Genomic DNA, 26,835 nt, shown 5'->3' with positions numbered 1-26,835 from the left:
TATTCAAATCAAACCAAACCATATGAAATATCATCGGGGTGATTATAGAGGCCTTTTCAAACAAACACCAAACTATCCAAAGTTCTACCCCTGCTCTACAAAGCAACCTGACCCTATTAATATCTTTCTAAACATCAGTCACTCTTTCTGTTCAATATGCTGTCCGATATGTATGCATCCAGATTTTTTCGGGTTGTTGATACTATACTTATTTTCCGTATGCACTGAGGTAAGGTAAATTTGGAGGTTCTTGTTCATGGACATAGTTCTTCTTGAAAAAGCATTGTTGGTGGTTTACCCAGAAAGAAATTTGGAAAAGGAGAGAATATCAGGAAAAACACTCTCTTTCTTTGAGGAATATGAGATTCCGAATCAATTAGTTAATTTCTTGGAGAAGTTTTCGTTTGAACAGAATGTAAGATTTAACAATGTGTATTTCGATAAAGTTAATGAGATGCCTGATAACAATTTATATGAACAAAATAGAAGGTGTATGGATGCGAGGTTACTTATTATTGGTTCAGGGCTTAATGGAGACTTTGTTGTGCTGGACGTAGAGAACTTAAAAGTAGGCTATGTATTTCATGATGAGTTATGGGAAGATGAATTAGTAAACCCACGTGATATTCACATTAACTTAAACTGCTCCATCGGGGAATTTTACTATTATCATATTACAGTTCATGACTTCCCTGTTGATGGATATGAAGCAGAAGAATATGTAGAAAAAAATAAAATACTGTAAGAACCACCTAGTTTGAAGTGGTTCTCCATTTTAATGTTCCGTAAAAATAAAAATGTAGACTGTAAAATAAAGTATTAGACCGAAAAATAAAGTTGTAGACTCGCAGGGTCGTTACGCTAAAGGGCAGCATTCCTGTAATGAAGAGAAATGAAGTTTGAACATAAAAAGGGCCTCTTAGTATCATAAGTGTTGTCCTGAGCTGGCCAGCAAAAAGGACGAACTTAAATACTAGGAGGCTGCAAAATGAATTATAACCAAAATGATAAGATTGCTCAAATCACTTCACAAACGCTAATTATCGGTGTCGATATTGCTAAGCACAAACACGTTGCACGTGCGCAGGACTTTAGAGGGTTGGAGTTCGGAAAAGCTTTTTATTTTGAAAATACGAATTCAGATTTCAATCACTTTCTAGATTGGATTCAACAACTCATGAATCAACAAGGTATGGAAAAAGTGATTGTAGGAATGGAGCCAACGGGTCACTACTGGCTGAATTTAGCTCACTTTCTTATAGAGCAGCGCATTAACTTTGTCGTCGTAAACCCGATGCACGTTAAGAAAAGCAAGGAGTTAGATGACAATTCACCTACCAAAAATGATGTGAAGGATGCCAGAGTGATTGCGCAGTTAGTCAAAGATGGGAGATACGCTGTACCTAATATTCCGCAAGGAGTGTATGCAGAACTTCGTGTTGCGAGAAAAATACGTGATCTTTTATCAGTTGACTTACAAGCCGTTCAAGGACAAATCCACAACTGGCTAGATCGCTTCTTCCCTGAGTTTCTAACCGTATTCAAAGACTGGGAAGGAAAATCGGCATTACAGCTCTTAAAGCTAAATTTATTACCACATGAATTAAGCAAACTCACTGACCAAGAGATCTTAATTCATCTCAGAAAAGCCGTTACACGTGCGGTTGGACTCAGTAAAATAACTGAACTCAAGGATGCAGCCAGTCATTCGATTGACATTCGTGAGGGTTCGGGAATGGCTAAATTAGAGCTACGCACGTTAATAGATAAGTACGAACTCATAAATGAACAGTTCGACGAACTGGAATCTAATATAGACGATTTACTCAAACAGATTCCAGGTGTTGAACAAATGTTAGCCATCACAGGTATCGGAAAAGATACGGTTGCAGGCTTTTTTTCAGAGGTAGGAGACCTCAGTAACTATTCTCATCCTCGACAGATCATCAAATTAGCTGGACTGAGTCTGAGGGAGAATACATCTGGAAAGCACAAAGGACAAACCAAAATTACAAAGAGAGGGAGAAAGACGCTTCGAGCCCTCCTCTTTCGAGTTGCCATGCCTTTGGTCGCTAAGAACAGTGCCTTTAAAGCTTTACATCAGTATTTTACAAAACGCTCAGATAATCCTTTGAAGAAAATGCAGTCCCTCATTGCAATATGTAATAAGCTGATAAGAATTTTGTTTGCGATTGGTAAGAAGCAATGTGAATTCAGTGAAGAACGTATGTTAAGGGACATTCCCCATATGGTAGGACTTCCGAAAGCAGCTTAGATTGTCTTTTGAATTCTCAAAGCGAAGCAATAGGTGACAACATTTGAAGCACGGATTAGTCAGTAAAGCAACTATACTACGGGCAAAAGGATCCTGTCGGGCAGCATGACTGACATCCACCTCATGGAAAGGTTGGACGAAGGAATTTAGGAGCGAGGACTCTGTGAGATTTGGGAGGGTTGACCTCCATGAGAAATGTGGACATCCACCAGTGCGACCATAATTGAACTAGTAATCCACATTATGGATATAAGTGGTTAGGTAACTATGATTCGTTTTTTCTCCTCGGCTCCAAAATTAACCTTAAATACAGCCTTATTCCAGTATTCAAATGATTAGAAACCAACAACGCTATGAAAACTTGAGAAAACAAACGAAATCGGGAGATTTTGCTTTCTACATAGAGGGAGATTAGTTAATTCAAAGATTGTAACAAGGATAATTGCTTATAAATGTAAAATAATACAGGGGCCATAGCATGATATAAGGAGGTTTTGAAAAATGAATTCTTACAGAATAGAAACACCCGTCCTAAGGATTGCCTTAATTGGTGGATATAGTGAGAAGGAAACTGAATTTAAGAAGTTTATTAAAGATTACCACAAGTCACCCCCGAGTCTTGGTTATTCTTTAGACATTAGCGACTTTCAAATGTCTTCGGGAATTGATAAGTTAGGAAGACGTCTGCTAACTTATTTAGTAAAAGGAGCTTTTTCTATTACTAGAAGTGAGCTTTATGGAGATACATATTGTTTTGAACAAGCAATAAATGCATTTGCAAATACATATCGAGATGATATTAATAACGCTATAGATGAATTAAGGTATATAGCCACAGAGACAAGAACAGTGATATTAAACCAACAAAAAAATCAATTAACATTGGAAAGATTGGCACCTAACCATGAAGCAGATATTTTTAATATACAAGGGGAAGGAAAACTATCATACAAATACAGGCCCAATATTATTACATCACATTGTGATAAAATTGGAAATAATGATTGGAGTGGACAACAAACATGGAAACACCGAATTAAATTAATAAGGGATATACCCGTTGACGATATTATTACCCACCCTTTTCATTTCCCTATAGAAAATTTTATAGGAGAAGACGAAGTACTGGTTATAAATAGGTCAATCGAGATGGAAATAGACGGAAACAATGTTATTTGGCTTTAGTTTGGTAATATAGTAATATAAAATTATTAGAGAAAAGTTATTCTGTTAACGGGTTCGATAGTTCAATAAAAATAAGCCAGTCTAACACTTTATTTTCGTGTTTGACTGGCCTTTTTGTATTGAAGGATTAAATAGTCTAATTCCTTTTTTACAAAGGTAAAGAGCTTTCTTAACAGAAATAGCATCAAATCAACAACATCAGTCTACTACTATATTTTCTCTGAACATTTAACGAAAAAATCAACAAGAAATATCAACACTACCTAAATACATATATAAAAACAGTACACATAACAACATTAATAAGAAACTTTAAACGAGTGTATTTTTAAATGAACAGGCTGGACGAAATACAAAAAGCTGATTGGTGAACGACACAGATGCGCCAAGGGGAGCGTAAGCACTACCTCTCTCCAAAGGGGGCCAGAGCTATAACAGTGGTTAAGTCCAAGGCAGATAAACCGTGGAGACGGCGCTGCATAATCGAGAAGGCGGTCATCTAGCAGGCTTCCATCGTGGAACGGAAGGAAGTAAAGTTATTTATGGTATGGTAGTCCGTCCTTTTTGAAAAGTTTCCGCACCATACCATAAAGCTTTACAGGCATGTTAGGAAAAACGATGACCACTTGATTGGCACCATCCTTCAATAATGCAACAGGCGTCTCGACGACATAAGGTATCTTCATTAGTTCTAGCATACTTCGATATTGACCAACTAAAGATCGGTCAACTGAGTAATAGAACGATTTATCCAATTAATTCACGCTCCTTTTGAATCATTATAGCAAAGGGGATCGGAACAAAAAAAGAAACCATTAGGTTCCACAGGTTGTCGAACTCCACGGGCAGGTATGATCTGTTGCACAATATACTAAAGTAGACTGGATAATAAAGTTATAGACTGTGGCTAAGTTAAACTAAGGTGTGGCGGGGCTTCATTACGACGGATACGTTAGTTCTATTTTAACCATCACGAGGCTGCCGCTTGATCGGACAGCCTTGTTAAGCTATGGGGGAGGATAGTACAATCACTTCCGAAAACTTTATGTATGTGACTTTTTAAGAAGTTCGTAAAATAGATGTTATGCGAATCTGCCGAAAATATTGAGGTGAACATCTTTGAAAAGCTTTTTTAATCTCTTTAAATCTAAAAGCACCGAACAAGACAACCCAATTATTCAAGGGTAATCTGAACATCTTTCATTATATTTACGACTAAACAATCTCAGAACTAAATTCGATATGGAACTATCAGCTAATAATTCAAAAGTTCATGATCAGATTATAGTTTCTCCTCAGGGAAGAGTAGCTAATGTTGGAGCAAGAATTGGACGAGGAGTTGCAATATCTTTTCCTTATGATGAAAAACCTCAAGTCATCGGTGAAGTAATCATCGAAAGTTTATTATCTTTCTAGGAAGTAAATATTGATCTAAATAATACTCGGGAATGTATTCCCGAAGGGCCTGGGCCGTATGATATCGCCAAAGTGAAAACCATGAGTAAGTTCGACAGAGAATATATAGATTTAGACATTATTACTTTTCATCCGAGCTTGTATATTAAGGTTTTAGGCAAACCAATTAATCTATGGAATGAAGAACTTGAAATAGTAAAAACACTTACATAGACAATAACATTGACCTAATGTCTCTTTATTTAGGAACAACTGTAATGCAAATTTATAAAGCATGTATGAAATTAGATGAACAGAAATACTAGAGACTTTTGAGTAATACATAGAAGCAGAGCTTCGTATAACACCATATTCACGCTTCGGATCATTCGGCATGTTTCATTCCGCTAACGGAGATCAAGAGCTCGACATTTCAACGAAAAGGCAGTCGATTAAGACGGGATGCTTTTTCCACGCTAAAGGGCAGGATAAGTTAAGAGCATGTACGGTGAACCATACACAAGTAACGGAAAGTTTTGTATAGATACATGACGTGAGTTTTTACATCCATTTTGAAATATTCGTTTTCTACCAAATGCTACATAACTGTAAAACTATGGTAGGGTATTGTCATTAGATATGTAGGAGGAAGTCAAATGAAGCAGAAATGGTGGGTAGGCGCTATTGCGTCAGTGTTCTTGCTGGGTAACGCGACCGGAGCTTTGGCGGGATCTACCTGGAAGGAAATAAAAGCGTACTTTAATCCTTCGATCAAAGTGGAATTGAACGGACAGGAAGTCGATGGTGTCAACGCATTGCAGTACAATGGAAGCTTATATGTACCAGTAAGCAGCATTTCTGATTATTTCGGTCTGAATTCGAAACTTGTATTTGATAGCAAGGCGAACAAGTTGACCATTGGTGGCCCCATGTATGTAGATTTGTTTGATCGGGAGACCGCGAACTTCTTCCAGATCGTGATTAACGGCAATTGGAGGCCCTCTATTCTGACGGACAAGCGGAAAATGTACAGCAATTATTATATGGGCGTGGACTTTCGGCTAGAGTCAGCCAAGGGCATGAGCTTAGGCGAGTTTGTCAATTCGGCTTTAAAAGGCACGTTTAAGTATGTTCAAGCAAACAAGCTAACGAATGTGAAGGTTGCTGGAGCCGAAGCTCAAGTGATAGATTACGAGACGAGCGATTCAATAGGCAAGTTGGTCTTCGTTCGAAAGGACTCCGATTTCGTTACGCTGATGTTCTTTGTCGATAAGACCCGATATCAGGCGGCCGATTTGAAGGAATATGACAAAATTATCTCCAGTTTTAACATTCAATAGAGTACCGGCTTTGGCCCTCATTTTTTAGGAACCGTTCCGTTGCAAGCAGCGCGGTGGTTTTATGAGTGGAACCAGAGATGATTATGAAAATTATTTATCCTTATCCTCCAAAGTTATTTTATAGCAATCGATGCAAGGAATGATGGGCAGAATAGTCTGAGCAAACAAGGTAAAAAGTAGTGGTAAATTGGTGTTAAATTGGTGATAATGTTCAACACCATTCATCCTAAATCATCCTATACAGACGAAACGTTAACGTGGGAAATCTGGTTAAATCAAGGCTTCAACGGATTATAACAGATTAGATCATACAACCGCATTGACCCGTGGACGGGGCATGTGGAGTGCTGTGTGTTGTTAGTGAGAGAGTGATGCTATGAAGCTACATTTACCTAAATGAGCATTTTGCATAATTCCGTTTTTCCTCAAATGACAAAAGAGATAACCTGGTAGCTACCGTAAATTACTAGGAACTACAGAGGTTTCGCAAAAATGGGCAGACTTGCAGAATTTTCATTATCAGATTTTTAAGCGGCTACCTTTTTCGTTTGGCGATCTTGCGTGAGTGGTTAAGGCGTGGCTGGGTTATCCGAAAAGTCGATTATGATCGGGACGGAAAAACGCTCAAGCGCGAGGCTTATATGATGGGATACGAGTTGTATGTACACATGGAACTAAAAAAGTGTGAAGCAAATGGAAGGTTAGAAGAGCGGACAACCGATATGAAATAGAGGAATTCCCCGTAGAAATTGTTCGTGAATTTGATGTAACGGACGATGGTGATCCAACTGTGCCATCACAATTGGATGAGAGCTCTGTGGAGTACATCTATGAATGAAGCGGTAAAATTCCGCTTCTCTTTTTTTTTCTTCATTTGTGTTATGATGGTGAGTTATGGGATAAAGGAACGGTTTGCGGAGACGCTACAAGAGATAGTGAAAGTACGTGATTAAGAATGCATCTAATAAAAGTAAGGAGACAAAATGACATTTAAAGACTTGAAAATTATACCTTCGATTTTAAAGGCGTTAAGTAAAGAAAACTACGCTACGCCGACACCCATACAGGAACAGGCGATCCCAGCTGTGTTAGCCGGAAGAGATTTATTTGGCTGCGCTCAAACGGGAACAGGGAAGACGGCCGCATTTGCTGTACCGATTGTCCAACTATTAAGCGAACAACACAGTGGACCCAATGCACAACGCCGCATTCGCTCATTGATTTTAACGCCGACAAGAGAACTTGCTCTTCAAATTTCTGATAACATACAAGCGTATAGCCAATACACCGATTTGCGTTGTATTTCTATCGTTGGCGGTGTTTCACAAAAAGCACAGGAACGGTCGCTACATCAAGGTGCGGATATTCTTATTGCAACTCCGGGCAGACTCATCGATTTAATGAATCAAAAGTGTATTGATTTACAATATGTCAAAATTTTAGTGCTGGATGAAGCCGACAGAATGCTGGATATGGGCTTTATCCATGATGTGAAGAAAATCATCACAAACATGCCCAGCAAGAGACAAACTCTTTTCTTCTCGGCGACAATGCCACCGGAAATATCCAAAATGGTCAAATCGCTACTGATTAATCCAGTGAAAGTAGAAATCACGCCGGTGTCTTCTACTGTAGATAGGATAGAGCAATTGATTTATTTACTAGATAAGGAAAACAAACAAAACCAATTGAACCACCTGTTAAAAGATAAATCCATTGCATCCGCACTGGTGTTTACCCGTACAAAGCATGGCGCTGACCGTGTAGTGCGCGAACTGACTAAAGTGAAAATTTCCGCTCAGGCCATCCATGGAAACAAATCTCAAAATGCCCGCCAGACTGCATTGAGCAATTTCAGGAGTGGCATAACGCGAGTACTGGTAGCGACGGATATCGCAGCAAGAGGAATTGATATTGAGGAACTTTCTCATGTGATCAACTTTAACCTCCCTAATATTCCAGAAACCTACGTTCATCGAATTGGCCGTACCGGTAGAGCAGGACTGAGCGGGACCGCTATATCCTTTTGCGAAACTGATGAGATTCCGTATTTAAAGGATATTGAGAAATTGATCGGAAAGACCATTCCTCAAGTGAAAGACCATCCCTATCCGATGCTGGGTACAACAGAGCCTGTAAAGGTGGAAGGACCATCGACATCAGGAGTCTCAAAACCTGCCAAATCCAAGGCAAGCCCAAGGCTGAAACCGAAGGCAAATCCAGGGCCCAAGGAAAACCAGGGACCCAAGCCCAAATCCGAGCGTTTTAAAAAGGTGCGTAAAACAAGCAGATAGCATTAGAGATTCCTTTTCTCGTCTCAACCCATGGAGAGTGCTGTGTGTTTTTCATTAAAAGTTAAGTAAGAATCATAATGGAGTGGATGATTTGAGTAAAGCAAAAGGCAAGGGTGGAACAGGTAGGGGAACTGACAAAAAAGGGTGGAACAGATGGCAAGCTAGCGCCAATCGAGCAAAAAACGCACCCAAACCTTATATAAGCAAAGGCACAAAAAATCAGGATGGCGCTGCAACTTCCAGCAATCCTAAAGGCGACAAATCCGACATATAGGGCAGCCCACACCCCTTTTTGCGAAGTAAGGTGTAAATCAGGCTTGAGAAGTGGCTTGAAAATGAGGGGCTGACTTATCGAATAGCTAGGTGGGAATCGATAAAACAGATTTGGGAGTGGTAATTTGAGGAAACATAAGCCAATGTCATTTGAGGATCTGCTGAAAGAGTTACAAGGACAGAAAACGATTCAAAAAGATCCGGATCATATTTCATTAGACGAGTTGTTTAATGAATCATTCATGAGTAAGCATTCCAACTTTAAGAGTTTTGGAGAGTTTTTAGAGAAAGGCAACTTTCAAGTAACGACTCAAGAAGATATCAATAACATTCCTGACGAACTTTTTGATCGGTATGTTGTAAGAGAGACGGGTTTTGCCAATTGGAAATCTATGCTGGATACAGCTACTATGGAATATGCCGTTAAATCATGAGAATAAGAATGAAGCTGAGTTAAGGATGCCGATTCGGGATTGAGCTTAGTCTAGCACGAATCAGGTATTTACTTTACGTAATCGACACGTGTGGAGTCGGTGGCGAGGTTGACTTTGAAGTAAATGATACACAAAAGGCTAAACCATATGGGTTTAGCCTTTTTCATTTGAGGTCGGGAAATTATGTTCGAATTAGGACAAGAACCGTTAACGATCTTTTCATCAATCACTGTATTAACGAATTTCTTTGGTGAGGTCTGACTTGATAAAGGTAATCAAACCGCCAACGATATATCTGCTCTTATCAAGCCAAATATACTATAATTTATCCATATATTTGAACCTCAAAAAATTGAACAATTCAAGCAAATAGGCAGGTAATCCAATGATCAAAAAAAACCGCAGCTGGTGGAAAGATGACACCATTCCCAACCTAATAGGACGTAAGCAAATCGATTGGTCTATATTTGAGTATGGTACGCATATCCCGATGGACTTTCACGAAGATTTTGACACAGCAAATCAAAACATCGAGATTCCTTTAGGACAAAGTAAAAAAGCCCTTCTCACTATTGAAGGAAGTCAGTTTGAATGTAACTTAAGCCGTATCAATCAAAAAAAGCAACTTAGAGAAGCATTGCAAATCAGGTATGACAGTAACACAGAGCTTAAGGATTACATGATTGCCAAATTTCGTTCTACATACAATTATTTGTTCCATAAACGTAGCCAGGCGGCAAGTACAAAAAATCCAATAACGGTTCCAGAGCAATTTGCGGAATACGTAGAGTTTTACGCCACGGATCAACCGTTTGTGTATGAGCTGAAATTGATCACAAACGACGTCCCAATCCCTGAAAATCAACCAGCTATTTGGTGGGTATGTCAAGGGACGTCTTTTTCTGTCCAGAAACAAGAGAGTGTACTGTGGGCGCCACTCAAAGATAGTAGCGGAAAGACTCCACATCATTGGGAGACGATGAAGGATGTCAGGGTAAACGACATTGTCCTCCATTATTCTAATGGTGCTTTGCGGGCTGTTAGTCAGGTTCAGGAAGCAGCGGTTGAGCAACCGAAGCCGCAGAGTTTATCCGATCAACAGTGGGATGAGCAGGGGCGCCTGGTCGTTACCGAGTACCATGAGTTGAATCCACCAATACAATTAACAGCTATATCCCAAGATTTACTTCAACTACATATTACAAAGGGTCCGATTAACAGAAAGGGCGGCGTTAATCAAGGCTACCTGTTCCCGTTTACGTTACAGGGGTTAAGTGTAATCCAGAACAAATCGAAAGATACGCCATGGCCGGAATTTACGTTACTTTCCGAGGTGGAAGATGTGGAGCAGGAGGTGGAACTTGTGACCCTTACTGATGAGGAGACGAGCGCCCATATCCAAAGCGTGAAAAGCTATATTCAGCAGCAAGGCTTCACTTATCCGGATCTTATGATTGAGAACTTTTACTTATCTTTAAAGACGAAGCCATTCGTAATCCTGGCTGGGATATCTGGCACAGGAAAAACGAAGCTCGTTCAGAAATTTGCAGAAGCACTTGGCGCAACAGAAGCAAATGGCCGGTTCACACTGATTCCCGTTAGACCGGATTGGAGCGATCCTTCCGATTTAATCGGTTATAAGGATCTCAGCGGAACATTTCGTCGAGGCAAATTGACCTATGCGCTTGAAGAAGCATCTGCGCAAGAAAATCAACAAAAGCCATATTTTGTTTGTTTGGATGAGATGAATCTTGCGAGAGTAGAGCATTATTTCAGTGATTTACTTAGCATCTTAGAAACGCAACGGTGGCAAGAAGAGCGAATTGTTACAGATACCGTAGTGGGAGAAGAACAGGTTGGACGCAATATTGGCATTCCTGAAAATGTATTCTTCATCGGTACCGTAAACATGGATGAAACGACGCATCCTTTTAGCAAAAAGGTACTAGACCGGGCCAATACCATCGAATTCAACTATATCGAACTCGATAATTTTATAGGCTTAGAAGAAGCGGCTGTAACGCCAGAAGTGGAAATAGAATCGCTGTATCCTACGGCACGTTTTTTAACCAGTAACTACTTACAGTTAAAGGATGCATACGCAGAGTATAAAGATTTAATCCATGATACGGTTAATCAGTTGGTCAAGATCAATACGATTTTAGAAAGTATTCATGCTCATGTTGGCTTCCGTGTCAGAGATTCGATCTGTTTCTACTTGATCTACAACGAGCGATATTCCTTAATGACGGTTGAAGAGGCAATGGATTTTCAGATTTTGCAAAAAATCCTCCCCCGAATCCAAGGCAATCACTCAGGAGTTAAAAAGGTAATTATAGAACTCTTGGTGTTTTCTTTAAACGGATTCACCTCAAATAGCAAAGCATACGTGGAGGGTGAAAGAGATATCGAGCAGGAATGGAAAAAACTAAGAAAAGAAAATAACGTGAAATATCCTCAAACGGCTCAGAAGCTCATCTATATGCTACGGAGGCTCGATCATGACGGATTCACTTCATTCTGGGTCTCTTAAGAAAAGCGTAAACCTTCTACGCATCGAAACGAATCTGTTCGATCTCTACCTGGAAGGGAAACCGTACCATCCAACAGTAGATATGCTTCAATTGCATCGAACTGAGGGGAGGGAATGGGAGCAGGCTGATCTTCATGTGTCTTCTTACTCGGAACAATTGAGGGTTCTATCCATAGCTGTTTTTAATCCTATAACGGGAGAGCTAGAACCTTGGCAGAACCAACAAGCCTGTTTTCCAATCTTCTATGAAACGCAGACGTATAATCTATTGATCCAGAAGAAGAAGGATATAGAATTAACCTTTTACCATGAGAATTACGCGTTGCGCGAAGCGATTGTACCAAAAGGAGATCGTATTTTATCGGGGAATTTAAATTTTCAAAATGAGATCGGATATACGGAGCTGGAGCTTCACTCAGATAGCCTGACGCTATTGAAGCTAAGGCTGGAAATTTTCCCGGTGAAAATGGATTACAAGAGGGATTATCATACCATCCTACAAGATGTTAACAAGCAGATTCATAACCTAACGTTCGATTTCCTTCGCAAAACGTATCAATTAACTGGTCTCAAAGAGACAGAACAGCAGAGCTTGACGGAATTTTACACCATATTACGCTATCTTTTTGATCAATTAATAAACAGTGTCCAGCGGATTAAAGGTTCTCCTCACACGAGACTGCAACAAGATCAACGCATCGTCCCTGCTGAAAGAGCAAAGAAGATCAACCATAAAACCTTGAAATATTTGAGTAGAAATCCACAATCGCTGATCAAAGATCATGAAAATGGCATCGTTCATGTTCGAGGCGAACGATTTACTCCAACTCATGTATGGGACACACATAGAATTGTTAATTATGATTCGCATGAAAACCGATTCGTTAGTTGGGTGCTCCTCAGCATTGAGCGAAAGTTGAAAGACTTATGGGTACTATTGAAGAAACGGAAGAGACTACAGGACCCTGTTCTGGCTCAAACGATGACTCACATGCAGAAGGAAGTTCGCCGGGTACTTCAGTTCGACTTTCTACAAGTAGGGGTCATGAAGAACATGTCCGTTTCTCTAGTCATGCAGATGGCCCCAGGATATCGTGAAGTGTATAAGTCATATCTTATGCTGCTTAAAGGCCTAGCCATCCAGGATGACTTATTCCAGTTGTCCCTGAAGGATCTTGCCACTTTGTATGAATATTGGTGTTTCCTAAAGATACATCAGTTGCTAGGTCAGAAATATGAGTTAGTAAGTCAAGACATTATAAAGCTAGATTACAGTGGAATCTTCGTTACATTAAAGAAATCTGCCAAATCGACGGTTACATATCGCAATCCTCATAACGGGGAAATTTTTGAATTAAACTACAACCAGTTGCATCGAGGACCAACACTTGCGCAGAAGCCAGATAACGTTCTTACGTTGAGAAAGCTGGAAACGTCAACGGAGTATAAGTACGTGTTTGACGCGAAGTATCGATTGAACCCAGCTGAACCGGGGACTTCTTATCATAAGATATACGATGGATTACCGGGACCGGAGGAGGATGACATCAACACGATGCATCGATACCGAGATGCTATCGTACATGAAGAAAAGGACTCAGGGCGATTCGAGAGAACGATGTTCGGGGCCTATGTGTTGTTTCCTTACCCGGATGAGGAGAAGTACAAGAAACACCATTTTTACAAAAGCATCAAGGAAGTTAATGTCGGGGCATTTCCGTTTATGCCTGGATCTACAAAATTGGTAGAAGAGTTTCTGGACGAGATTATTTTGGATAGTCCGGAGAATGCTTATGAGCGCGCTGTCCGGCCCAAAGGATCGAAGGAGTATTACGATAACAAGTACAGCAAGAAGAATGTATTGGTTGGCTGCATGAGTCGCGAGGAGCAGTTGGAAATTGCGTTGCACCATAAATTTTACCATACGCCACTGGAGAATATCACGAATCACAAGCTGCTAACACAACTAGAGTATGTTGCGTTGTATCAGTCGAAAAAGTTCTTTGGTCAGACCAAAGAAATCGTTGGCGTGAAGTATTACGGGAAAATCAGGGACTGGAAAATTGTGAAGCGTGGTGAAATCACGGTAATTCCCTCAAAACACAATCCTCCCGATAAACTTTATGTTGTGTTCGAAATTGAAGAGTGGGTAGCAAGAGAGCAAGTGATTCTACCAAGTGGTCATGGGGTCCAGAGTATTGCTTTTACATCAAATTATATTTTCGACCGTGCCTTGGAGATATCCGAATTGAAGCTGGAAAATGAGGAAGAGCTCCTTCTATGGCGTGAAGCACGCCGCAGGGGACGTGTGGAAGTGAAGTTAGACCATGAACATATTGACTATGCGAAGAAGGTTATCCGTGTAGGCTTGAAAGGAGAATGATCATTGGGCAGACCTACCCGGATAATATCAGAGATAGCTTTTAACTGCGCAATCGACAATCAATAAAAAGCTCACTATAAAAAACTGCCTAATCCTTATAGCCAAACAGGATTAGGCAGTTTTTACTTTTGTATGAAATCGGGTCAATAACACTAGGGTACGATCTTTTAACTATCAGCCAGAGACTCGCAAGCTCATTTACACGACCAAAATGATTGATATCTGCCATCGTCAGCTCCAAACGGTGACAAAAGGAAAGCAAATCGTTCCAACAGGTGAAGCTCTCTTAATTGCTACTCCCAACTCAAAATCGTATCTTAGGCATAAAGCGAGCAATCGCATTTCCAGATTTGGTTTTCATTTTACGTGAACAAAAAGTGGCCCCTAAAAAATCGAAAGACACGTTTGCATAGTTCCGTTTTCGGGCAGCATCTTTACAATAAACAATTTTCGTTTTTTCTGGATTGGTGACAAGCTTGTAATTTCCTAATCTTTCTTGGATTTGGGAAAGTAACCTTTTCGCGATGGATTCACTTTTACAATGACAAATTATATCATCAGTGTAACGTTCGAATGGAATTTCGGGATGATTCTTTTGCATCCACTCATCAAAAATATTGTGCAAATAAAAGTTGCCCAGTAAAAAGTTAAGCTTGCTGCCTTGTGCGAGCCCCTTCTCTGGTTTGATTAAAGCCCCAGTTCTCGTTTGTACAGGTGCTTTCATCATTCGGTGTGTGTATAGCAATACCCATTTATTCTGTATGTGTTTCTTTAACATATTCATAAGTAACTGATGGTCAATGTTATCTCCAAATTGCTTAATATCCAGTACAAGCGCCCAATCATATCGTAAACACCGATTTCCGGCCATTCGTATAGCGTCTTCCCGTGCCCGCGAATTTTGCTTATACCCAAAAGAGCTTGGATGAAAGAGAACCTCTAATTTAGGAGACAGATTGTTCTTTAGTACAGTTTGTACAATAAAATCTTTCACAGTTGGAATGCCTATAGGCCTCCGTCCCCCCTTTTTCTTGGGGATAAAGGCCCGGCGAACAGGGGAAGGAATATAATTGCCGGAGGTCAGCTGATCCCACTGTTCCTGTACTAGTTTTATTCGATTTCGCTTATAGTACTGGATTGTCTGACCATCTACGCCTACTACTTTGGTTTTTTCTGATTGTTTGTATGCCTCCCAGAACATTTTCTTTGGTATTTGAAAGCGTCTAGTTCTCGCCATCTTACCCCTCCTAATTGATCAATGGAAAACGATAAGAACGTTACTATCGTATGAATTGGTTTCTTTCTTTGTTTGTGCAATAATCCATTTTTTACGATTGTAAATATCCGATCAGATATCGGTTTTTTCAGATCAAGTTAGAAAACATTTGAAAAGATAATAAGTAATCGTTAATAATTTTAGAAAGGCTGAAATCCATTAGAAAGGAGCATTTTGAAAAAAATGAATGACCAAAACAATTCTCAAAAGGAAGTAAAGGATTATGGTAAAAGAGTAGATCAATTAGTAGTTGAGTTTGAGAAACAAATACATGAGCATTTAAATGAAGAGTACATAAAGTCAACAAAATGGTCTGATAAATTGGCCGATAAAATAGCGGCATTTGGCGGCAGTTGGAACTTTATTATCATATTTTTTGCGATATTGCTCGTATGGATCGTTGTTAACACGCTATCCTTCACGAAAATCATTCATTTTGATGAACCGCCATTTATTCTCTTAAATTTAGTGCTATCATTTCTTGCTGGATTCCAAGCTCCTATAATTATGATGAGTCAAAACCGGCAAGCTGCAAGAGACAAGAAAGAAACAATTATTGATTTTGCGATAAATTATAGAGCCGAACAGGAAATTGATGACATGCAAGAACATTTGCATAGAATTGAGGCGAATTTTGCTGAGTTTCGAAGCGAAGTTAGAAATGAGTTAGCTGCCATAAAAGAATTACTTCAAGAAAACAAAAAACCGTTTAGCGGGGGAGAGTAATAATATAAAGCCTAAATAGTCGTACAAAAGCATTAAAAGTTTGCCTACGAGCCGAGCGAAATTCAGGTGTTCCCTCCTGTTTTTCCTCGGCTTTTTCTCAGCTTCAAAAGGGGCTTTCCCCTGCTCTTGTATCAAGACTTTATTTTAACCGGCATCGTAAGAACGCGTGGGAGTGGGGGGCGTTAAAATTTAAGATACAAGCTCCGGGTCTATGCCCCTCACCAATCAATCCCTCCTTAGCAACCCTATTCTTCCTCTCACTTCTTATGTTTTAATGAGAAAAGAAAATCTAGCCGAGAAGCAACGGAAGAGGGATAACATGAAGCGTCTAACGATCGGGTTGTTTGCTCATGTGGATGCGGGCAAGACGACTTTTGCGGAACAGCTACTATACCATACGAACAGCATCCGGTCGCGTGGCAGAGTGGATCATCAGGATGCCTTTCTGGACAGCCACGGCATCGAGCGGGCAAGGGGCATTACAGTGTTCGCGGATCAGGCGGTTATGCACGATAAGGGCGACGTTTATTATTTGATCGACACGCCTGGACATGTCGATTTTTCCTCCGAGATGGAACGGGCGATCAGGGTAATGGATTACGCTATCGTGATTGTCAGTGCTGTAGAAGGCGTCCAAGGTCATACCGAGACAGTCTGGAACATGCTACGCAAACATCGGATTCCGACGTTCTTCTTCATCAATAAAACAGATCGTATCGGGGCGGATGCAAACAGAACGGAGGAGGAGATACGCCGTCAGTTGACCGGAGATGTTTGTACCATCATGGATAACTTCTCCAACGGTATCGTCGGTGAGAGGCTACGGGAGATGATGGCGGAACGGGATGAGTCTTTGCTAGAAGCGTTCCTGGAGGGAAGGGATGATCCAATGTTTTGGCTGGGCGCCCTGCAGGAGATAATACGAGAGGGTCGTCTCTTTCCCTGCGCCTACGGCTCGGCGCTCCAGGATGAGGGAGTTATGGAATTCTTGGATCAACTGCACCTGTTGACGACATCATCTTATGACGAAACGGGTCCGTTCGGGGGGCGAGTTTATAAAATTCGACACGCCACAAACGGGCAGAGGCTAACGTTCGTCAAAGCGCTGAGCGGCACGCTGAAGGTCCGAGAGTTGCTCGCATATGAGAGCGGCGGAATTCGATACGAAGAGAAGATTACACAGATCTTATTGTTTAACGGCAGCAAAATGCAGGCGGTTGAACAAGTGGCAGCCGGCGATCTGTTCGCAGTCGCTGGCTTATCCGAGGCCGAGGCTGGACAAGGCTTGGGGCTATATTCAGACAAGTTGGCTTACGAGACCGAGCCGACGCTACAGTCGAAAGTACAATTCGAAGGTCCGCTTCACGTGCAGCAAGTACTCGGTGCGTTTCGCATTCTGAATGCGGAGGATCCGTCTCTGAATGTGGTTTGGGAAGAGAGTCTGCAAGAGATTCACATTCGCGTTATGGGTCTGATTCAGTTAGAAGTGCTGGAGCAGCTAGTGAAGGAGCGCTTCGGTTTCGTTGTCTCTTTCGGCCAACCGGAAATCTTGTATAAAGAAACGATACAGTCTGCTGTGACGGGTTATGGACACTTCGAACCGCTCAGGCATTATGCGGAAGTGCACCTCCTGATTGAACCGGGCGAGCGAGGCAGCGGGATCCACTTTGCTAGCTTATGTCATCCTGATGACCTAAGTTTTAGCTATCAGAATCTGATCCGGTCTCATCTCTACGAACGGGAGCATCATGGGCTACTGACAGGCATGCCGATCACGGATATGAAGATCACGCTGTTAAAAGGCAGGGCGCATAACGAACATACCCATGGGGGCGACTTCCGTGAGGCAGCCTTCCGCGCGCTGAGGCAGGGGCTGGAGAAAGCGGATAACCTGCTGTTAGAACCCTATTATGACTTCAAAATCAGGGTGGGAATTGACGAGATGGGGAGAGTGCTGTCTGATATTCAGCGCGCCTCAGGTGCGTTCGAGCCTCCGCAGATGTCGGATACGCATGTGGTCATTACAGGAAGGGTGCCTGTGTCGACATTCATGAACTACAGCACCGAGTTCGCTTCCTTCACACATGGACGAGGCAGCATCCGCTGCGTGTTTGGCGGCTACGACCGCTGCCATAATGCGGAGGAAGTGATCGGAAGGAAAGGTTACATCAAGGAAGCAGACCCTCTCTATACCTCCTCCTCGATCTTCTGTGCAAAGGGGGCTGGCTACTCGGTGCCGTGGGACGAGGCGGAAGCAAAGATGCATCTGCTCTGAGCGGAGCCAGGGTGCATATTTATTACAGCAAAAAGTGGTGGTGAATTGGTGTTGAATTGGTGATAATGTTCAACACCATTCATCCTAAATTAATAAAAAGATTCTATTTAGCGTTCACATCTGGCTGATGAATACCAAAAATATTGCCTTCGGTATCAATATAATATCCTTGCCACGCCATTCCAGGCAGAGCATACTTTGGAAGGGCGACCTTGCCTCCATTTTTTAGTATTTTTGCTTCAGTTGAATCGTAATCTTCCACTCCCATTGTACAGGCATAACCATTCAAAGACTGGCCAGGTTCTGGGGAAGCGCCTTGACGTTGCATCAAAGCTCCGTTAATTCCAGGCTCGTTTGCATCGCCAGTCACAGCACCAAAATAGGGCATTCCAGCATATTCACTCCAATCTTCAAATGCCCACCCAAATACTTCTCCATAAAACTTTTTAGCACGCCCCATGTCATCTACATGAATTTCGAAATGAACTAATCTTCCCATGATACCCTCCTGATTTTTTATTCCTTAATTTGTTATTTTGTATTCTACTTATAGTTTTGATACTCCTTTGTGTCAATTTTACTTATTCTATACATGTGAAGAATGTGGCGTTGCTAGTAAAATAACTCTTTTAGAGCAGCCTTGTAGTGTGGTCTGCTCTTTCGCTTTGTGGATTCCTCCAGCTATGATACGATACGCAATAAGGTTTCTATAGCTGTCAGAAATCAATATCACGTATTTCCGCTACTGATTTGATGGCTCTCATCTTAAGGTAAAATCCCCAAAAAAGAAGGGAGTATGAAACAGTGAATGTAGAAACGGTCATGCAGGAGCTTGAAGCTCTCGGTAAGGAACGACTCAAGAAAATGTACGTATCCAATGGTGCGCACGAACCGCTTTTTGGCGTGGCGACAGGCGCTATGAAGCCCCTTGTCAAGAAAATCAAAATCAATCAATCTTTGGCTGAGCAGCTTTACGCCACAGGGAACTATGACGCCATGTACTTTGCCGGCATCATTGCAGACCCAAAAACAATGACTGAGGCGGATTTTGAGCGCTGGATAGATGCAGCTTATTTTTATATGCTGTCCGATTATGTGGTTGCCGTAACCTTGGCAGAAACAGATATTGCACAAGAGGTTGCCGATAGATGGATCGCAAGCGGCGAAGAGTTGAGAATGTCAGCGGGCTGGAGTTGTTACTGCTGGCTTTTGGGTAATCGCCAGGATCGTGAATTTTCAGAGAGTAAAATTGCCAATATGCTTGAAATGGTAAAAAATACGATTCACGAATCCCCCCAACGCGCTAAATACGCGATGAATCATTTTATTTACACCGTGGGGGTATCCTATTTGCCGCTCCATGATAAGGCGGTTGAGACCGCAAAGGCAGTAGGGCCAGTAGAAGTGAAACAAAACAAGGGAACAAGCAGTTTCTTGCTCGCTTCCGTAAATATTCAAAAGGCAGTAGATAAAAACCAGCTTGGTTTCAAACGCAAACATGTAAGGTGTTAAACTGTTGGTATCTGCGAATATCTCCACGTGGGGAATGTCGCGTTGTTGGTCAGGAAAATTAAAACAAGATACATCGGTGAAAAAACTCTTCCAAAATGAATGGAAGGGTTATATTTTTACAGCTCGATCAATGGAGATTACGCTTTCTTCATTTAGACATTGACCAATTGAAAGATAATCAAAGAGATTATGTAAAGCTATGGATTGACCCGTTTTATAGACTTGTCAGGCGCAATCCGCCCCTTTGGTATTCTAGGTTACTCTTGGAATCCATGATTGAGGTATATCATTCATGGTATAGAGAACTTAGCCGGCTAAATGAACCTTTCTATCTCAAGATTTGGCTCTATCATCCAAACTTCATCAACTCTCAAATTGTAGTAGCGATTCGAGATTGTTTGCATAACTACGATAATGTGTTCGATAAAAGTAACGAAGTAAAGGAATTCCCATATAAAGCGCTGGGTAATCAAGAAATCCTAGGGCAATTTTTATGGGAGCTTCATATTGACTCTGATAACTACTGGATTTCAGATATTCTAGAAGACATTCAATTAGGCTTTAAGACGGAAAAACAGGTTGAGACTTTAAAGAGAAGAGCGTACAAATCGGAGACTGTTGAGGTGAGCTATGGTAAGGATGAATTGTATAAAATTAAGGTCGGGGATATTTGGGTTGGGCAGTCTAAACAGGGCTAGAAGACAGACGTAAGGAGAGAAATGGAGAATTTTATTTTGATAGCACGGGGGAGCAATAAGTGAACAATCCACGATTACAATCATTACGGATTCCTTCAGGTTGGAACGTGAAATTAAACGATTTTACGGAAATTGACCCGAACAGGATTAAAGAAGATGATGAGGAAATTTGGTTCAACTTTAAACAGGATTTATTGCAAGTAGAAAACAAGCGCTCAAGAATAATCGTTGATTTAGGGTGGTATCCTGATTTTTGTTCAGAGGGAAGCTTTAGGCTTGTTATTGTTCGTGATTATCAATGGGATGAACCCATTCACTCTATTCAAACAAGTGACTAAGATGAAATTGTAGCAATGATTGAATCTTGGCAAACAAAGCCAGGCTTTGAGGGTTAATGTTATTTTTAGCCCCGCTCTTATTTCTTTCTCAATAATTTTAGTGTCTGATGATTCATTACAGCACTAACCGTCAATAAAACTGCGGAACCTGCCAACACCGAAATCATAAGAATTTCCATTGCTCGATCCTCCTATATTTAAAGACTTACTTTGATTATAGCCTAGGATACTGTAAATGTACCTAGCGAGAATAGAATGCTATCGTCTCCATATAAGTTTACTCCAAAGCCGACGAGACTCAGGCAGTTGCCCTGAGTTTCACTCGGTTTTTTCTTTTGTTTAGCTACAACGACCGGAAAAGCCACACTCCATTTTTGTTCTCCTATCATCGGTGTTTCGTCCAAGACCCTTCTCCTCTTTGAACATAAGATAGTCCGAATATGGTCAAAGGAGGATTTATATGGCAGAACATGTGAAGGTAAGCCCGCGATTCAAACGGCTTTGTACCCAATTTGGCAAAATCCTAGGTGGGGAATCTGAGGTTGATGAAGGTCCGGTCTGTTTTGTCATGCGAATGAAGAACATAAAGGAGACGATACTGGGCAGAAAAACGAACTCTCCTTTGGTTCAAATGCAAATGTTTTCGTTTGAATCTCTGGATAAGTCTGGCCGGGCGCTTTGTTTGGGGGAGACTGCCTGCCATCAAAATCAAGTGAATCGCTTGATGTCGAATCTTCGCAAACGGGGGATAAAAGTAACTGCGGTTCATAATCACTGGCTCAAAGAAAATCCTCGCTTACTATACTTGCATTGGGAGGCCATTGAGAATCCGATTGTGTTTGCGAGAAAAACCAAAGAATCGATTGCATTCCTGGGCTAATGCAGTAGAGCAAAAAAGCGGAATGATTATCTTATAACGAAAGGCTGGTTTTGTATGGCTGCACACGCGAAAGCAAGTCCCCAATTTAGAAGACTATGCAACCAATTTTCAACTATTTTAGGTGGAACCGAGCATGAAATTACAAAAGGTCCGGTTTGTTTTGTTAGTAGAAACAGGAAGTTTAATGCAGCGATTTTAGGTAGACGTACCACATCTCCATTGGTACGTTATCAGCTGTTCTCATTTGAATCGTTGGACAGTAAAGGCCGCGCACTGTGTTTAGGGGAAACGGCTCTCTTCCAGAACCAAGTGAATCGATTGTTGTCCAATCTCCGCAAGAACGGGATCAAAGTGACAGCCGTCCATAATCACTGGTTGTTTGAGAACCCACGTCTGATGTATATTCACTGGGAGTCGATCGATAATCCCGTTGCATTTGCAAAGAAAGTCAAACGCTCGATTGCCTTTTTAGGCTAATGATGAGGAATCATATTAACAGAAAAGGTCTTCCCCGTGGCTAACGGGGCTTTTTCTTTTTGGGTAATGAGTAACACTGTCCAAAAATCCCCCTTTATGGAGATAGAAAATAGAAAGAAAGTGGGCTATTCTTTTACCAGCAAAACATAGCTCAGTGTGAAAAACGATAGAGAGGTTTGGGGATGAAATATGTATAACGCGTTCATTGCGTTTATCAGTGTTCTTTTACTCGGGGGAATTATTTATTGGACGGCATGGTGGGAAGGGTCTTGGGTGAGCCTTCGATTTACCAAGTGGTTTTTCACGATCTTCCTGATCGCGGCGGTCATTACCGGGATTTGCACCTATGTGGGAAAGATTCAATTTTAGAGAGCTTTTTCATGCTGCTTTCATGCAGTCCTCGGGTGGGATATGATAGGGGTAACGCAACGAACACCTGAGGAGGACGTGGAGCATGAATTCGGAAAAGACCATCGTCGACAAGCTGAATCTACGCAAGCATCCGGCAAAGCTCATTCTCAATAAACCGGCCGATGTTACCGACTTTGACGAGATCGAGTACGACACTACGATTACTAACGATAAGTATGACGTGATCGTGCTGTTCGTTTTCCAGCTAGAGGAATTCACTAGCAACATTCAGATGATCATCGAAAAACAGCTTGTGGCGGAAAAAGGATACGTCTACTTTGCATATCCAAAAAAGAACAATCCGCAATACGAACAATATATCGAGCGGGACAGCTTCTTTCAAAGCGTGCCTGTCGATGAGGACGGATATATTCAAGACAGCATCTTAAAGTTCGCCAAAATGGTGAGTCTAAATGATGTGTTTACCATCATCGGCCTGAAAGCAGAGGGAAAGAAAGCGAAAAAGGCAGCAACTGCTGCGCCAAAGAGTCAATGTGTGGATGATTATATCGAGCACGTGGAAGATATAAAAGCATTTTTCCAGGAACGGAACAAGGAGACACTCGACAAATACAACGGGTTGACGCCGGGCTACCAAAAAGACTGGGCACGTTATGTGTTTAGCGCCAAGAAAAAAGAGACGCAAGAGAAGCGCTTGGCGGAAATGGAGTCGGTTTTGGGCGAAGGCTATAAAACGATGGATTTGTATCGGCGGCAGAAGAAGTAGCGTGTAAGTTCGTGGGGCGGTTGTGAAATCAGCGACAGGATTGGACTTGCAAAGGAATGAGGGGCTTTCTATCAAAAAGAGAGCCCCTCATTTCTATTTCTTTTTCATAGCAGGTGTCCACTTAAAGCCGCAGTTCATACAGCCGTTGACGATTTCATTTCTTCCGACAAACCCGACAAGGATGCTTACCGGCAACGATAAACTAAGCGAAATCCAGCAAATGATAGCGATGAATGCGATAAGACCTTCATGAATGGAAGAACCGCTATTGAACATCAAATAGGTTGTTCCAAAAACACCAATCACCAGCACCAAAAGAGGAAGCAATGCCATCCAGCCAAGGGTTTTGAACATGTTGGCAAAGCTGTAGCCTCTTTTGTTGGCGACGATTTGCGGTGACTTGCATTTACGGCAAACAACAGCGTTAGCCGTGCCTGTTCCGTTTGGCGGATTGCTTGTTGGCTTTGCCTGATTGCCTGGTGCCCGATTGGCCTGGGGAGGGGTGGAACGGTTGGGTTGAGTGGGTGTCGGTCTTGTCGTACGCTGTTGCACGCTTGCTTCTCCTCTCTGACTGGAAAGTATGTAGGAATAAGGGATTAGGAATCAAGGACTATTTCGGCAAAGGTTGTCGATATCCTTTTTTTACAACTGTCGTACACTGTCGAACAGGGAACGAGGGGGATAGAGGCCGGACGAATAAGAAAAAAAGGGGAGCAGCTTGTGCAGCTCCCTTTTGGATTTTACTGTGGTTTTGCCAGCAAGGCAATCAATTGGACTTGGCGGTCTTGCAAAACGATCGGGGTCCATTTGGTATGCTGCTCGATAAATACTTTATTGGCGTGGAAGGCATCGATCCGCTTTGACAGATAGGTTTTCTTCTTCTGCTCAAAATCTTGGTTGCTTAGCGCGCTGTTTTTCTTCTGGCTGATCAGAACCAGATTGGCGATCTTGTTCACCCATTGGTTCCGTTCATCCTCAGTGAAATCGCGTGTCCACTGGCTGTTATCCGGCGGGTTTTGCGGCAAAACATGTTCAGCCGTGATGTATTGGTAGTTCGACAAGTGAACGGTATTGTCGCCGGATAAATACTCGACCTTCAGCAGCAGGTGCCGCGCATATTGCTTTTTGTAAATGTTTCCGTCGATCGTACGGGCGAATTCTTCCACGTCGATCTCAAAGAGCTGGTCTTTCGCCAGCAATTGGTCGGGCTGGTCCGCTGGGGTTTGGTCGATCATTTTCAAAATGCTGTTCATCGCATCCTGGCGAATTGTCGGTGTGATCCCGCAAACCCAGTCGCCGGTGAACTTGTACTCTAGTTTCTTCAGGAAGTGCTCCAGCTCTTTCGTGCCGAATTTGGCGTAATAGTGCATCAGCGGCGGAATCCAGTCTTCCGAGCGCAACCCGATTTTCATGATCGTCAGCAAATTTTTGAAGCTGTTACTGAGATTGGCGTTTTGCAGCTCGATGATCTCTTCATAAATCTCATTATACCGATGGATAAAATCGATAGTCTCCTTGCCCAATTGGAGGCGAGGGGTTTGAGGCGGCTTGACTTGGTAGATTTTCTCGTTGAACTCTTCCAGCAAGTTCGCCCGGGCTTTTTCCTGTACGAGGATGGTGCGGATGAATTGCAGGAAACGATCGAAATCATCGCCGTGCTTGCCTTCGATTTCTTCCCAAATTTTTGCGTGCTTGTTTTTTTCCTTTTCCGTCGGCAGCACGCCGATGTTTTGTGATTTCAGGATGTCGGCGTTCGTCAGCGGAATTCCGCGATTATTCAAAATGGTGAACAAGCGGAACGCATCTTCCGTATTTTCTGTCGACACATAAATGAACAGCGCTTTGTTGAAGATGAATTTGACGAACTCTTCCAGGCCGTGAGCTTGTTTGATCTGCAGCATTTCCTCGCGTAAAACGAGAATCGCGTTCGCCATATTGGCGATCGATACGTTGTCGCTCTCCAAGTGGGATTGCAGCGCAGCGGCATCGGTTGTGCCTTCCGGTTTGATCACGAATTGCTGGATGAAATCTTCCACGCTGTCCCGGATTTTATAGGTCAGTCTCGTACGGGAAGGAATGTTTTCGAGCGGGCTTTCTTCCTGAAAGATTTTTTTCTGGAGCGTACTCTTGTATTGCGGGGTGTCGATGGTATCCCTCAGGACTGCCATCATGAGAAAAAACGTCGTTAACCGCTGCTGGCCATCCAGCACTTCATACTCGGGGAACGAGCTTTCCTTCAGTTTTTTCAAAACCAATGAACCGAGGAAATAATCATTCTCGGGCTTGTTTTCAAAAGCGAAATACAAGTCATCGACCAGCTCGGTCAGATTGTCCGTTTGCCATACATATGACCGCTGATATTCCGGGATGAGAAACCAAAAATCCTCGGAAAAAATCTTCTGCAAAATCTCTTTGTTTGCTTCAATCGTTCCTGCTGCCATTGCCACTTCACACTCCGTTTATTGCGTTAGAAGAATTTTGAACTATGTATTACTGGTTGCCACTCGTTGATTGCTGAGGCACTCCCTCCAACTCCTTGTAATAGACGATCTTCTCTTCAATGCTCACAAGGTTTTCCTGCAAGTCACTGATTTGGTTCAAGACGTTTTTGCGATGTGTCTCCAATAACGCCCGCCGTGCGCTGATCGTTGGATCCCCTTGGCTACGCAGGTCGGAAAACTCCTTCATCTCGCTGATCGGCATGCCTGTTGCGCGTAGCCGCATGATAAATTGCAGCCAGGACAGGTCGGCTTTCGTATACCGGCGATAGCCGTTTGCGTCGCGGTCGACTCCGGAAAGCAGCCCGATTTTCTCATAATAGCGCAGTGTATGCACCGAAAGTCCTGTCATCGTCGATATTTGTTGAATTGTGAATTTTTCCATTTCCATAGACCTATTATAGCATAAAAGCTCTTGCCTTAGAGTGCACTCGAAACGATACGATTGTCTCGTTGCTACAAATAGATCTTGGAAACGAGCAAGGGAGGAACGGAAATGGCAAACGAACGTTTTGAACGAGGATGGGCAAAATTGATGGAGGTCGATGGGGAAGGCGGGCAGCGAGTGATCGATTCCTTACAGGACATCGCGCCTGATCTGGGTTCTTATATCGTGGAATTCGTTTTTGGTGAAATTTATCCAAGGCAGGGTCTGGACTTGAAGCAGCGGCAGCTGGTTACCATTGCTTCGCTTGCGACCCAAGGAGGCTGCGAACCGCAGCTCCATGTCCACATCAACGCAGCTCTCAACGTGGGGCTTACTCCAAAAGAGGTGATTGAAGCCATCACCCACTGCGTTCCGTATGCTGGTTTTCCAAGGGCCTTGAATGCGATTTTTGTGGCCAAGCGCGTTTTTGCGGAGCGGAATGTGCAGGTGGCGAATTGAAGGGAGGTCGAACGCAGAA

25 protein-coding genes and 1 pseudogene are annotated in these 26,835 nt (G+C 42.3%); 20 read left to right on the top strand and 6 right to left on the bottom strand.

Features of this window, described 5'->3' with window-relative positions; translation table 11 throughout:
• The first annotated feature begins 256 nt into the window (after positions 1 to 256).
• From EDM56_RS02010 to EDM56_RS32195, 10 genes and pseudogenes are all read left to right on the top strand, one after another.
• Positions 257 to 745: a hypothetical protein gene (locus tag EDM56_RS02010; protein ID WP_122916197.1), complete on the top strand. Its 489-nt coding sequence runs from the start codon at positions 257 to 259 to the stop codon at positions 743 to 745.
• Between the two features lie 243 nt (positions 746 to 988).
• Positions 989 to 2,275 (top strand): IS110 family RNA-guided transposase, encoded by a 1,287-nt coding sequence (locus EDM56_RS02005; protein ID WP_122916196.1) that lies wholly within the window; start codon positions 989 to 991, stop codon positions 2,273 to 2,275.
• A 501-nt stretch (positions 2,276 to 2,776) separates the two neighbouring features.
• On the top strand, positions 2,777 to 3,460 hold the full coding sequence (locus EDM56_RS02000) for a hypothetical protein (protein ID WP_122916195.1): 684 nt from the start codon (positions 2,777 to 2,779) through the stop codon (positions 3,458 to 3,460).
• Between the two features lie 2,051 nt (positions 3,461 to 5,511).
• Complete coding sequence (locus EDM56_RS01990; RefSeq protein WP_122916193.1) at positions 5,512 to 6,195, top strand: hypothetical protein; 684 nt, start codon at positions 5,512 to 5,514, stop codon at positions 6,193 to 6,195.
• 983 nt (positions 6,196 to 7,178) lie between these two features.
• Complete coding sequence (locus EDM56_RS01985; protein WP_122916192.1) at positions 7,179 to 8,489, top strand: DEAD/DEAH box helicase; 1,311 nt, start codon at positions 7,179 to 7,181, stop codon at positions 8,487 to 8,489.
• Positions 8,490 to 8,580: 91 nt separating this feature from the next.
• Entirely contained in the window at positions 8,581 to 8,763 is a 183-nt protein-coding gene (locus tag EDM56_RS01980) for a DUF3934 family protein (RefSeq protein WP_122916191.1), read from the top strand.
• Positions 8,764 to 8,905: 142 nt separating this feature from the next.
• Positions 8,906 to 9,196, top strand: coding sequence for a hypothetical protein (locus EDM56_RS01975; protein ID WP_122916190.1), 291 nt, complete (start codon positions 8,906 to 8,908; stop codon positions 9,194 to 9,196).
• 385 nt (positions 9,197 to 9,581) lie between these two features.
• Positions 9,582 to 11,729, top strand: coding sequence for an McrB family protein (locus EDM56_RS01970; protein ID WP_122916189.1), 2,148 nt, complete (start codon positions 9,582 to 9,584; stop codon positions 11,727 to 11,729).
• Positions 11,698 to 14,112: a restriction endonuclease-like protein gene (locus tag EDM56_RS01965; RefSeq protein WP_122916188.1), complete on the top strand. Its 2,415-nt coding sequence runs from the start codon at positions 11,698 to 11,700 to the stop codon at positions 14,110 to 14,112. Before EDM56_RS01970 ends, EDM56_RS01965 begins: the two co-directional genes overlap by 32 nt.
• A 166-nt stretch (positions 14,113 to 14,278) precedes the next feature.
• Positions 14,279 to 14,402 (top strand): annotated as a pseudogene (locus EDM56_RS32195) (IS256 family transposase); the annotation flags it as partial.
• Positions 14,403 to 14,416: 14 nt separating this feature from the next.
• Here EDM56_RS32195 and EDM56_RS01955 read toward each other — a convergent pair.
• On the bottom strand, positions 14,417 to 15,349 hold the full coding sequence (locus tag EDM56_RS01955; RefSeq protein ID WP_122916187.1) for a reverse transcriptase domain-containing protein: 933 nt from the start codon (positions 15,347 to 15,349) through the stop codon (positions 14,417 to 14,419).
• A 222-nt stretch (positions 15,350 to 15,571) separates the two neighbouring features.
• On the opposite strand from EDM56_RS01955, the gene EDM56_RS01950 reads away from it, so the two are divergent.
• Positions 15,572 to 16,114, top strand: a complete 543-nt coding sequence (locus EDM56_RS01950; protein ID WP_122916186.1) for a DUF1003 domain-containing protein — start codon at positions 15,572 to 15,574, stop codon at positions 16,112 to 16,114.
• 319 nt (positions 16,115 to 16,433) lie between these two features.
• Complete coding sequence (locus EDM56_RS01945; protein ID WP_122916185.1) at positions 16,434 to 18,389, top strand: elongation factor G; 1,956 nt, start codon at positions 16,434 to 16,436, stop codon at positions 18,387 to 18,389.
• Positions 18,390 to 18,492: 103 nt separating this feature from the next.
• On the opposite strand, the gene EDM56_RS01940 is transcribed toward EDM56_RS01945, so the two are convergent.
• A complete protein-coding gene (locus tag EDM56_RS01940; RefSeq protein WP_122916184.1) occupies positions 18,493 to 18,888 on the bottom strand; it encodes a VOC family protein in 396 nt (131 codons plus the stop codon).
• 305 nt (positions 18,889 to 19,193) lie between these two features.
• On the opposite strand from EDM56_RS01940, the gene EDM56_RS01935 reads away from it, so the two are divergent.
• The 3 genes from EDM56_RS01935 to EDM56_RS01925 all read left to right on the top strand — a co-directional run bounded on the left by EDM56_RS01935 (position 19,194) and on the right by EDM56_RS01925 (position 20,937).
• Entirely contained in the window at positions 19,194 to 19,901 is a 708-nt protein-coding gene (locus EDM56_RS01935; RefSeq protein ID WP_122916183.1) for a DNA alkylation repair protein, read from the top strand.
• A 272-nt stretch (positions 19,902 to 20,173) separates the two neighbouring features.
• Complete coding sequence (locus EDM56_RS01930) at positions 20,174 to 20,599, top strand: hypothetical protein (protein ID WP_246009223.1); 426 nt, start codon at positions 20,174 to 20,176, stop codon at positions 20,597 to 20,599.
• A 59-nt stretch (positions 20,600 to 20,658) separates the two neighbouring features.
• Positions 20,659 to 20,937 (top strand): hypothetical protein, encoded by a 279-nt coding sequence (locus EDM56_RS01925; RefSeq protein ID WP_122916181.1) that lies wholly within the window; start codon positions 20,659 to 20,661, stop codon positions 20,935 to 20,937.
• Positions 20,938 to 21,158: 221 nt separating this feature from the next.
• On the opposite strand, the gene EDM56_RS01920 is transcribed toward EDM56_RS01925, so the two are convergent.
• Positions 21,159 to 21,341: a peptide deformylase gene (locus EDM56_RS01920; protein ID WP_122916180.1), complete on the bottom strand. Its 183-nt coding sequence runs from the start codon at positions 21,339 to 21,341 to the stop codon at positions 21,159 to 21,161.
• A gap of 56 nt (positions 21,342 to 21,397) precedes the next feature.
• Here EDM56_RS01920 and EDM56_RS01915 point away from each other — a divergent pair, with 56 nt between their 5' ends.
• The 4 genes from EDM56_RS01915 (at position 21,398) to EDM56_RS01900 (ending at position 23,432) form a co-directional block, all read left to right on the top strand.
• Complete coding sequence (locus tag EDM56_RS01915; protein ID WP_122916179.1) at positions 21,398 to 21,817, top strand: DUF1259 domain-containing protein; 420 nt, start codon at positions 21,398 to 21,400, stop codon at positions 21,815 to 21,817.
• A 54-nt stretch (positions 21,818 to 21,871) separates the two neighbouring features.
• Positions 21,872 to 22,294: a DUF1259 domain-containing protein gene (locus EDM56_RS01910; protein WP_122916178.1), complete on the top strand. Its 423-nt coding sequence runs from the start codon at positions 21,872 to 21,874 to the stop codon at positions 22,292 to 22,294.
• 189 nt (positions 22,295 to 22,483) lie between these two features.
• Positions 22,484 to 22,663 carry a hypothetical protein gene (locus tag EDM56_RS01905; protein WP_122916177.1) on the top strand — a complete coding sequence of 60 codons (180 nt, stop codon included), beginning with the start codon at positions 22,484 to 22,486 and terminating at the stop codon, positions 22,661 to 22,663.
• Between the two features lie 85 nt (positions 22,664 to 22,748).
• On the top strand, positions 22,749 to 23,432 hold the full coding sequence (locus tag EDM56_RS01900) for a YdeI/OmpD-associated family protein (protein WP_122916176.1): 684 nt from the start codon (positions 22,749 to 22,751) through the stop codon (positions 23,430 to 23,432).
• A gap of 93 nt (positions 23,433 to 23,525) precedes the next feature.
• On the opposite strand, the gene EDM56_RS31755 is transcribed toward EDM56_RS01900, so the two are convergent.
• The 3 genes from EDM56_RS31755 to EDM56_RS01885 form a co-directional block, all read right to left on the bottom strand.
• On the bottom strand, positions 23,526 to 23,984 hold the full coding sequence (locus EDM56_RS31755) for a hypothetical protein (RefSeq protein WP_246009222.1): 459 nt from the start codon (positions 23,982 to 23,984) through the stop codon (positions 23,526 to 23,528).
• Positions 23,985 to 24,172: 188 nt separating this feature from the next.
• Entirely contained in the window at positions 24,173 to 25,873 is a 1,701-nt protein-coding gene (locus EDM56_RS01890) for a DUF262 domain-containing protein (RefSeq protein WP_122916175.1), read from the bottom strand.
• 49 nt (positions 25,874 to 25,922) lie between these two features.
• Positions 25,923 to 26,315, bottom strand: a complete 393-nt coding sequence (locus EDM56_RS01885) for a MerR family transcriptional regulator (protein ID WP_122916265.1) — start codon at positions 26,313 to 26,315, stop codon at positions 25,923 to 25,925.
• A 111-nt stretch (positions 26,316 to 26,426) separates the two neighbouring features.
• Between EDM56_RS01885 and EDM56_RS01880 the strand changes: the two genes are divergently transcribed.
• On the top strand, positions 26,427 to 26,816 hold the full coding sequence (locus tag EDM56_RS01880) for a carboxymuconolactone decarboxylase family protein (RefSeq protein WP_122916174.1): 390 nt from the start codon (positions 26,427 to 26,429) through the stop codon (positions 26,814 to 26,816).
• Positions 26,817 to 26,835 lie beyond the last annotated feature (19 nt).

The sequence above is a fragment of the Brevibacillus fluminis genome, assembly GCF_003710825.1.
In the GTDB taxonomy this organism is placed as follows: Bacteria; Bacillota; Bacilli; order Brevibacillales; family Brevibacillaceae; genus Brevibacillus_D; species Brevibacillus_D fluminis.
This window is presented reverse-complemented; position numbering and strand designations above follow the sequence as displayed.

Bases quoted from the DNA above. Each gene is read 5' to 3' on its own strand.
- EDM56_RS01945 (WP_122916185.1), top strand. From the start codon at position 16,434: ATGAAGCGTCTAACGATCGGGTTGTTTGCTCATGTGGATGCGGGCAAG.
- EDM56_RS01915 (WP_122916179.1), top strand. From the start codon at position 21,398: ATGGCAGAACATGTGAAGGTAAGCCCGCGATTCAAACGGCTTTGTACC.
- EDM56_RS01890 (WP_122916175.1), bottom strand. From the start codon at position 25,873: ATGGCAGCAGGAACGATTGAAGCAAACAAAGAGATTTTGCAGAAGATT.
- EDM56_RS01905 (WP_122916177.1), top strand. From the start codon at position 22,484: ATGTATAACGCGTTCATTGCGTTTATCAGTGTTCTTTTACTCGGGGGA.
- EDM56_RS02005 (WP_122916196.1), top strand. From the start codon at position 989: ATGAATTATAACCAAAATGATAAGATTGCTCAAATCACTTCACAAACG.
- EDM56_RS01880 (WP_122916174.1), top strand. From the start codon at position 26,427: ATGGCAAACGAACGTTTTGAACGAGGATGGGCAAAATTGATGGAGGTC.
- EDM56_RS01965 (WP_122916188.1), top strand. From the start codon at position 11,698: ATGACGGATTCACTTCATTCTGGGTCTCTTAAGAAAAGCGTAAACCTT.
- EDM56_RS01975 (WP_122916190.1), top strand. From the start codon at position 8,906: ATGTCATTTGAGGATCTGCTGAAAGAGTTACAAGGACAGAAAACGATT.
- EDM56_RS01910 (WP_122916178.1), top strand. From the start codon at position 21,872: ATGGCTGCACACGCGAAAGCAAGTCCCCAATTTAGAAGACTATGCAAC.
- EDM56_RS02010 (WP_122916197.1), top strand. From the start codon at position 257: ATGGACATAGTTCTTCTTGAAAAAGCATTGTTGGTGGTTTACCCAGAA.
- EDM56_RS01885 (WP_122916265.1), bottom strand. From the start codon at position 26,315: ATGGAAAAATTCACAATTCAACAAATATCGACGATGACAGGACTTTCG.
- EDM56_RS01900 (WP_122916176.1), top strand. From the start codon at position 22,749: ATGAATTCGGAAAAGACCATCGTCGACAAGCTGAATCTACGCAAGCAT.
- EDM56_RS01990 (WP_122916193.1), top strand. From the start codon at position 5,512: ATGAAGCAGAAATGGTGGGTAGGCGCTATTGCGTCAGTGTTCTTGCTG.
- EDM56_RS02000 (WP_122916195.1), top strand. From the start codon at position 2,777: ATGAATTCTTACAGAATAGAAACACCCGTCCTAAGGATTGCCTTAATT.
- EDM56_RS01940 (WP_122916184.1), bottom strand. From the start codon at position 18,888: ATGGGAAGATTAGTTCATTTCGAAATTCATGTAGATGACATGGGGCGT.
- EDM56_RS01970 (WP_122916189.1), top strand. From the start codon at position 9,582: ATGATCAAAAAAAACCGCAGCTGGTGGAAAGATGACACCATTCCCAAC.
- EDM56_RS01955 (WP_122916187.1), bottom strand. From the start codon at position 15,349: ATGGCGAGAACTAGACGCTTTCAAATACCAAAGAAAATGTTCTGGGAG.
- EDM56_RS01930 (WP_246009223.1), top strand. From the start codon at position 20,174: ATGATTGAGGTATATCATTCATGGTATAGAGAACTTAGCCGGCTAAAT.
- EDM56_RS01950 (WP_122916186.1), top strand. From the start codon at position 15,572: ATGAATGACCAAAACAATTCTCAAAAGGAAGTAAAGGATTATGGTAAA.
- EDM56_RS01985 (WP_122916192.1), top strand. From the start codon at position 7,179: ATGACATTTAAAGACTTGAAAATTATACCTTCGATTTTAAAGGCGTTA.